At 57.8% G+C, this 7,211-nt stretch carries 7 protein-coding genes; 3 read left to right on the forward strand and 4 right to left on the reverse strand.

Going from position 1 to position 7,211, the window contains the following annotated elements; translation table 11 throughout:
• The coding region (locus tag D8V06_RS16365; protein ID WP_277751304.1) for a thiamine pyrophosphate-binding protein at nucleotides 1-541 on the reverse strand (541 nt) is incomplete at its 3' end.
• Between the two features lie 400 nt (nucleotides 542-941).
• On the opposite strand from D8V06_RS16365, the gene D8V06_RS16370 reads away from it, so the two are divergent.
• A complete protein-coding gene (locus D8V06_RS16370; RefSeq protein WP_130931319.1) occupies nucleotides 942-1,364 on the forward strand; it encodes a DUF4124 domain-containing protein in 423 nt (140 codons plus the stop codon).
• Between the two features lie 49 nt (nucleotides 1,365-1,413).
• Here the strand turns inward: D8V06_RS16370 and D8V06_RS16375 are convergent, their stop codons facing one another.
• Genes D8V06_RS16375 through mrcB form a run of 3 tightly spaced genes read right to left on the reverse strand, consistent with a single transcriptional unit; the run spans nucleotide 1,414 to nucleotide 4,818 of the window.
• Nucleotides 1,414-1,749 (reverse strand): YqcC family protein, encoded by a 336-nt coding sequence (locus tag D8V06_RS16375; RefSeq protein WP_130907405.1) that lies wholly within the window; start codon nucleotides 1,747-1,749, stop codon nucleotides 1,414-1,416.
• Nucleotides 1,749-2,483, reverse strand: coding sequence for a tetratricopeptide repeat protein (locus tag D8V06_RS16380; RefSeq protein WP_130931320.1), 735 nt, complete (start codon nucleotides 2,481-2,483; stop codon nucleotides 1,749-1,751). The genes D8V06_RS16375 and D8V06_RS16380 overlap by 1 nt, the downstream gene beginning before the upstream one ends.
• 16 nt (nucleotides 2,484-2,499) lie before the next feature.
• A complete protein-coding gene (gene mrcB, locus D8V06_RS16385; protein ID WP_056855611.1) occupies nucleotides 2,500-4,818 on the reverse strand; it encodes a penicillin-binding protein 1B in 2,319 nt (772 codons plus the stop codon).
• Between the two features lie 116 nt (nucleotides 4,819-4,934).
• Between mrcB and D8V06_RS16390 the strand changes: the two genes are divergently transcribed.
• Together D8V06_RS16390 and D8V06_RS16395 are read left to right on the forward strand one after the other, a co-directional pair.
• A complete protein-coding gene (locus D8V06_RS16390) occupies nucleotides 4,935-6,491 on the forward strand; it encodes a bifunctional aminoglycoside phosphotransferase/ATP-binding protein (RefSeq protein WP_130931321.1) in 1,557 nt (518 codons plus the stop codon).
• 90 nt (nucleotides 6,492-6,581) lie between these two features.
• Nucleotides 6,582-6,926, forward strand: coding sequence for a pentapeptide repeat-containing protein (locus tag D8V06_RS16395; RefSeq protein ID WP_056855613.1), 345 nt, complete (start codon nucleotides 6,582-6,584; stop codon nucleotides 6,924-6,926).
• Nucleotides 6,927-7,211 lie beyond the last annotated feature (285 nt).

Here is a 7,211-nt window from a genome sequence, read left to right on the forward strand (position 1 = left end):
TGGCTTTTTTCGGGAAGACGTATTCGAACTTCTCGGCCGGGTTGGTCATGTCTTTCGGGATATCGACAACGACCGGACCAGGACGACCGGATTGCGCCAGGTAGAAAGCTTTCTTCATGACTTCCGGGATTTCCGACGCATGCTTGATCATGAAGCTGTGCTTCACGATCGGCCGGGAAATACCGATCATGTCGGTTTCCTGGAAGGCGTCGGTACCGACCATGGTGCTCGGCACCTGGCCGGAAATAACCACCATCGGAATGGAGTCCATGTAGGCGGTGGCAATACCGGTGATGGCGTTTGTAGCGCCAGGACCGGACGTCACCAGTACCACACCGGCTTTACCGGTGGCACGGGCGTAGCCGTCAGCCATATGGGTAGCCGCTTGCTCGTGACGAACCAGGATGTGGGTCACTTCCGGTTCTTTGAACAGGGCATCGTAGACATGAAGAAGAGCACCACCCGGGTACCCGTAGATATATTTGACGCCTTCGTCACGCAAGAAGCGGACGAGCATCTCACCGCCAGATAAAAGCTCCACGTTGCTCACCTCTAAAACGCCAGAATACCGCCCACGAAAAATGGGACGGGTCTTAATAGGTTTACTTCTCTGCAGAGCATGAGCGACGGTGGTCGCCGACTACGTCAGCACTGACTGAGCAAGTATTGGGATCGTCCCAAGTGTTGCGGGCTTCTCCCACCCAGCGCGAGGTAACGCGTTGCGGGTGTAACAGGTCGGCGCGGATGTGCGCCTCATGATCTGCTGAGAGGGTCTGCTTCTGGCAGTCCCTGTACAGCGGACTTTGGATTCTTCTGTTTCGCCCTTCGCAAGTCAAGCCGTCTATGTGCTTTATTCTAGTAACCGCATGAGAACGCAAGAAAAAACCTATAAATCCCATGTGTGTTAGCTTCAATTGCGCAACTTTTGACTAGGAATTGGCATGCGTACGCACTTCTTCATCGCCGGCCTGTTGGTCGTCCTCAGCCCGGCGGCCATGGCCGCGCAGATTTACAAATGGGTCGACGCCCAAGGCGTTACTCATTTCGATGGCCAGCCGCCCCCAGGCCTGCCAGCCACGACCATTGTCACCCCCGCTTCATCGCCGGGCAAACCACCCATCCCCGCCAACGGCGGCGCCATCGGCGATCAACAGGCCATCGACAACAGCGTCAAGAAGCAGGTTGCCGAGCAGCAGGAACAGTTGAAAGTGTTTTGTGAGCAGGCGCGAACGAATCTTGCGCAGTTGCAGAACAATCCGCGACTCAGGGAGGAAGTGGAAGGACAGTTGCGCCGTCTGGACGATGCACAGCGGCAAGAGCGTATCGGCGAAACGCAGAAACAGATCGCGGACAACTGCCAGTGAACGCCTGCAGGAGCCGAGTTTGGTCGGCTCCTGCAATGGGCGGGGGGAGTCAGCGGGCCGCGGTGATCAGTTGATCAAACTCTTTGAGCAGCACTTGCAACTGGCGATCCCGGCCCTGGACATTGCGTCCAGCGAAGACCATTTCGGCCATTTCCTGAATCCCTGAAGCATTCGGCAACGGCAGGTCCTGCTCGAGGATCGCTTTCATGCGCGGCAGGAATATCCACTGCAGCCATTGTTCGAAGTCCAGCGTATCGACCGAAAAGGGTTCCACGCTGGAAAGTGCTTCGGCGGATGGCCGAACGTCGTCCCACCACCCTTGTATCCGCAGCTCTCGCTCGATCAGCAGCAACTGATCGGCGATCTGGAGAAAACGTGCGTCCATTACGACGTAACCTTGGCTTTCTGACGGGCCAGTGCCGCACCCGAGGAATCACCCTGTTTCTCGCGAGCCTGAGCGATCAGCTCCCAGAGGCTGGCTTGAAGAGCCGGACGGCCATTGGCGAGGGTCAGGCCACGACGGGCGAATTGCTCGGCTTGCGCGGCATCACCTTGGGCCATGCGCACTTGCGCCAGGCGATAAAGCACTTGAGGTTCACGCGGGGCTACTCGTTGGGCGCGCTCCAGGCTCGAGGACGCACCGTTCAGGTCGCCGCCAGCCTGTTGTTGCTGAGCAGTGGTCAGCAGCGCAAGGACCGGGCCGTCCAATTGCTCGTCGGCGGACAGGCCACCGGAACTCGCCGACGGAATTCCACTCGGCGTCGACGGCATGCTGTAGCTGCCCTGATTGACCGGCGCAGATTGAACCGGCGATGTATCAATCGGCCCTGGCGTGATCGGCCCAGGAGTAATCGGTGTGGTGCTGATCGGTGTCGACGTCGTTGCGCCCCCGCCCGGGATCATCACAACCACACCGGTATCGCCTTGTGGAATCGCCTGTGTTTGCGATTGCACGGGACGCTTCACCGTCGTCTGGCGATAACCACCGTTCGCGGAAACGCGCTCGCTGTTGGAAACCGCGGTACCGGAATCCACAACCGGAATCGAACCACGCTGCACTGAAGAACAACCGCTGAGCAAAGCCACGGCGGTAACCGCTGGAATCAACCACTTGTTCACTTGAAACCCTCTTTGCTTAATTCATCCAGCCCTTGACCCAATCCATCACCGTCTCTGCAGGGTTTTCACCCCCACAAGCGGCACCGGGAGGCGGTTCGCTGCCGCGAATATACGGCATCTGCACGGCACCTGGGCAACCGGCATCGGAGCCTTGTCCGGTTCGCGAATCAACCCAGGCCTGAACGATATTGTCCGGCTGCGGCATGTCCAGGGGAAGTGGGTCTGCCTTGCGCATGAAGCTGGTCCAGACCTGCAATGCGCCGGTAGCGCCGGTGAATGGCGTCTTGCCATTGTCATCGCGCCCCAACCAGACCACCGCCAGCAAGTCCTGACTGAAGCCAGCGAACCAACTGTCTCGGGAGTCGTTACTGGTCCCCGTCTTGCCCGCCAGGGTCAAGGTTTTCGGTAACACGTTGTAAACCGAACTGCCGGTGCCTTCCCGCATGACCCGCTGCATGGCGCTCTGGATCAGATAAATCGAAGCCGGGTCGAAACGCTGTTGAATCTGGAAAGGGTAACGCTTGAGCGGCTCCCCCTCCGCCGTCAGCACGCTGCGAATCCCGCGCATCGGCGTATTGAAGCCACCGTTGGCGAGTGTCTGATACATGGTCGCGACTTCAATCGGCGTCATGCCGCCAGCCCCCAGCAACATCGAAGGGAAGGCCGGAAATTCGCGGCTTACGCCCAGACGCCCCAAAGTCTTGAGGACATTGGGCACACCCACCGCCAGACCGAGACGCGCAGTCGACAGGTTGTAGGAATGCGCCAGACCTTGATAAAGGAAGACCGTGCCGTGAGAACGACGATCATAGTTTTGCGGCTTCCAGACCTGGCCATCCGCCCCTTTGACCGAAAAGTATTCGTCCGACAACCAACTGGTCAATGTGTACTGGCTGGGTTTCTCAAGCGCAGTCAGATACACCGCTGGCTTGATCAACGAGCCGATAGGTCGCACAGCATCCAGTGCCCGGTTGAAACCGGCAAAACTGGCCTGGCGACTGCCAATCATGGCCTGGACCTCACCGGTTTCCGGATTGGTCACGACCATGGCCGCCTCGACGTCGTCAGATCCTTTGCGCCCGGAAAGACGCTTGAAGGTGTCGTTGACCGACGCTTCGGCCTTCATCTGCAGGATCGGGTCAAAACTGGTGAAGATGCGCAGGCCTTCTTCGGTCAAGTCTTCGTCGCGATAGTCTTCACGCAGTTGACGCTTGACCAGATCAAGGAAGCCAGGGAACGAGCTGTCCGCCAGCTTGCCTCGCGTTGTCACGCCCAACGGCATTTTTTTCGCGGCGGCGACTTGCTCGGCACTGGCAACACCTTGTTGCTCAAGCACGTCCAGCACCAGATTGCGCCGCTCGAGTGCCCGCTCAGGATTGCGACGCGGGTTGTAATAGGAAGGCCCCTTGACCATGCCTACCAGCATCGCGACTTGATGCAGCTTCAGTTCGGACAATGGCTGCCCGAAGAAAAACTGGCTGGCCAGACCGAAACCGTGCACAGCGCGCTGACCGTCTTGACCGACGAACACTTCATTGAGGTAGGCCTCAAGAATTTCCCGTTTGTCGTAATGCAACTCGAGCAACATCGCCATCATGGCTTCGGTGAGTTTACGACTCAGGCTGCGTTCGCTGGTCAGGTAGAAATTCTTGACCAGTTGTTGCGTGAGCGTACTGCCGCCCTGAGTCATCTTGCCGCCAGAAGTGTTGACGTAGACAGCTCGCGCAATCGACTTGGGCGACACGCCCCAATGGCTATAGAAATCCCGATCTTCCACCGCGACCAGGGTTTCCAGCAAATAGGGCGGGACTTGATCGATTTTGATCAGAATGCGGTCTTCGAGGTTCTTCGGATAAATCCCGCCGATCAGCAGCGGCTCCAGGCGCACTACCGAAAGCTTCGAACCGTTCGTCGCCGAGAGTTCGGCGACATAGTCGCCGGAGAAACGCACACGCACCGGCTGCGCCTGTTCCATGCCTTCATAAAACTGGAAACCACGGGTATTCAAATCAACAGTATTACCGTTGACCGCCGCAGCGCCGGGGCCATTGCTCACACTTTCACGGCGATAGCCCAAAGCATCGAGCTCGGTAAGAAAGTCGTCGCGACTCAGCTTTTGTCCGACGAACAGCTCGAGCGGGCGCGCGTATACCTTCGCCGGAATGGTCCAGCGCTTGCCGGAAAACTTCTCCTGCACGACGGCATCGAGGTAAACCGCGAATCCGGCCAGCACTACCAGGCCGACCAGACTGAGTTTAAGGGCCCAGCCCAGCCAAGGCCGCAAGCCTCGGGAAGGTGGTTTTTTAGGGGTACGGGGGGATCGGGTACGAGTCATGGCGGCGGATTATACGCACTTTATTCGTCCCCAACAGGAGCCCTCCGAGTTTGCGTTAGGCTGGCTAGCCGCCATAATAGCGACCTGAAATTTTTCCAGACTCTGAAGGATCGCCTGTGAGCCAGTCCCTGATCGCCGCCCTGCAAAACCCGGCCCTCTACCCGCACTCCGTAGACGGGTTCCAGCTCATCGAAACCCACATTTCCTGGGTACTGCTGACTGGCGACTTTGCATATAAAGTGAAGAAACCGATGAATTTCGGCTTCCTCGACTTCACGACCCTCGAAGCCCGCAAGCATTTCTGTGGCGAAGAGCTGCGCTTGAACCAGCGCCTGACTGACGATCTTTATCTTGAAGTATTGCCGATTACCGGCAGTGCCGAAGCACCTCAATTGGGCGGGGATGGCCCGGCCATCGAATACGTGCTGAAAATGCGCCAGTTCCCCCAGACCGGCTTGCTCAGCACCCTGCAAGCCAACGGCGAACTGACTACCGCACACATCGATGAGATGGCAGCCCAGATTGCTCGCTTCCACCTCAACGCACCGAAAGTCCCGGCGGAACATGAAGCCGGCACCCCCGACAGCGTGATGGCCCCCGTGCGCCAGAACTTCGAACAAATCCTGCCGTTCATCAGCGACAAGGCTGACCTTCAACAACTCGACGCCCTGCAAGCCTGGGCCGAAAGCAGCTTCGAACGCCTCAAGCCACTGCTCGTGCAACGCAAGGCAGATGGCTTCATCCGCGAATGCCATGGTGACATCCATTTGGGTAACGCCACGGTGATCGACGGCAAGGTCGTGATCTTCGACTGCATCGAGTTCAACGAGCCCTTCCGCTTCACCGATGTTTACGCCGACAGCGCTTTCCTGGCGATGGACCTGGAAGACCGCGGCCTTAAATGCCTGGCACGGCGTTTCATCAGCCAGTACCTGGAACTGACTGGCGATTATCAGGGCCTGGAACTGCTGAACTTCTATAAAGCCTACCGTGCGCTGGTGCGCGCCAAGGTCGCACTGTTCAGCATGCCGGCCGATGCCACGCCAGTGCAACGTGCCACCAGCCTGCGCCAGTACCGCAATTACGCCAACCTGGCGGAAAGTTACAGCACCATTCCTTCCCGTTTCATGGCCATCACCCACGGCGTCTCCGCAGTAGGCAAAAGCCATGTGGCCATGCGTCTGGTGGAAGCACTGGGCGCCATTCGCCTGCGCTCCGACGTAGAACGCAAACGCCTGTTTGGTGAACAGACGATGGCGAACGATCTGCAGGCAGGCATCTACAGTAGCGAAGCCAATACCGCCACGTACCAGCGCCTGCATGAAATTGCCGCGGTGATTCTGCACGCCGGTTTCCCGGTGGTGGTTGATGCGACCTACCTAAAGCACGATCAACGTGACAGTGCAGCAAAGGTGGCAGAAGCGACTGGCGCACCGTTCCTGATTCTGGATTGCAATGCCCCTCAAGCTGTCATCGAAAGCTGGCTGCAACAACGTCAGGCCGAGAAATCGGATCCATCCGACGCGACATTGGCCGTTATCGAGGCTCAACAAGCCAGTCGCGAAGCCCTCACGCCAGCGGAAATTCTCTGCAGCAAACGCGTCCAGACCAATGAAAGCGGGACGCTTGACACCGTGGTAGAGCAGATTCGCCAACGCCTTCCGGGGCTGTAAAAAGTATTTCGGTCGTGAAGCCCTCTGCGGCTTCACGGCTGTCAAATAGTGGCACTATACTGGCGTCATAAAACCAACAGGTGATGCGACATGAGCCAGCCGAAACTTCTCGACACCCCGCTGTATGCCTTGCTGCACAAGGACGACATCACAGGATTCAATAACGAACGACCAAAGGAAGGACCGATCGACATGGTCGGAGGTGATTTCCGAGGCCTGGACCTGCGCGAACTCAATGCTGATGGTATCGACTTCACCGATGCCTATTTTCGATCCGCCGATTTGCGTGGCATCGATTTTCGCAAGGCTTCGCTTGAAGGCGCGAGCCTGGCCCATGCACAGATTTCCGGCGCCTACTTTCCAGCGGAACTCAGCGCTGACGAAATTCTGATGTCGATGAACTTCGGTACCCGATTGCGTTATCGCACACGCTGAATCCCGTGCGTAAATTGACAAGTCCAGCGCCCCCGCCTTGCGCTGGACTTCAGGTGTATTTCCTCTGATTTCCAGCTGTTCCCCGCTGCTTCCTGCCCGTTTCGCGGATTTTATCCGCGTGCTTTTTCAACGACGCTTAGAAGCTTTTGCGTCGAAAACGACCAAACGATAACGCTTTTCCTGCTGATGGCTACACTCCTCAGAAGCTTGCCCACGCACCATTCGGCCATCGCAAGGAGGCTTGATGAATGATGAACTGCAACACCTGAAAAATCTTGGCAAGAC

The organism is Pseudomonas sp. Sample_24 (genome assembly GCF_004307605.1).
GTDB lineage: Bacteria > Pseudomonadota > Gammaproteobacteria > Pseudomonadales > Pseudomonadaceae > Aquipseudomonas.

Excerpts from the sequence above, each read along its gene's own strand:
- D8V06_RS16370 (WP_130931319.1), top strand. The coding sequence starts at position 942 with ATGCGTACGCACTTCTTCATCGCCGGCCTGTTGGTCGTCCTCAGCCCG.
- D8V06_RS16375 (WP_130907405.1), bottom strand. The coding sequence starts at position 1,749 with ATGGACGCACGTTTTCTCCAGATCGCCGATCAGTTGCTGCTGATCGAG.
- mrcB (WP_056855611.1), bottom strand. The coding sequence starts at position 4,818 with ATGACTCGTACCCGATCCCCCCGTACCCCTAAAAAACCACCTTCCCGA.
- D8V06_RS16395 (WP_056855613.1), top strand. The coding sequence starts at position 6,582 with ATGAGCCAGCCGAAACTTCTCGACACCCCGCTGTATGCCTTGCTGCAC.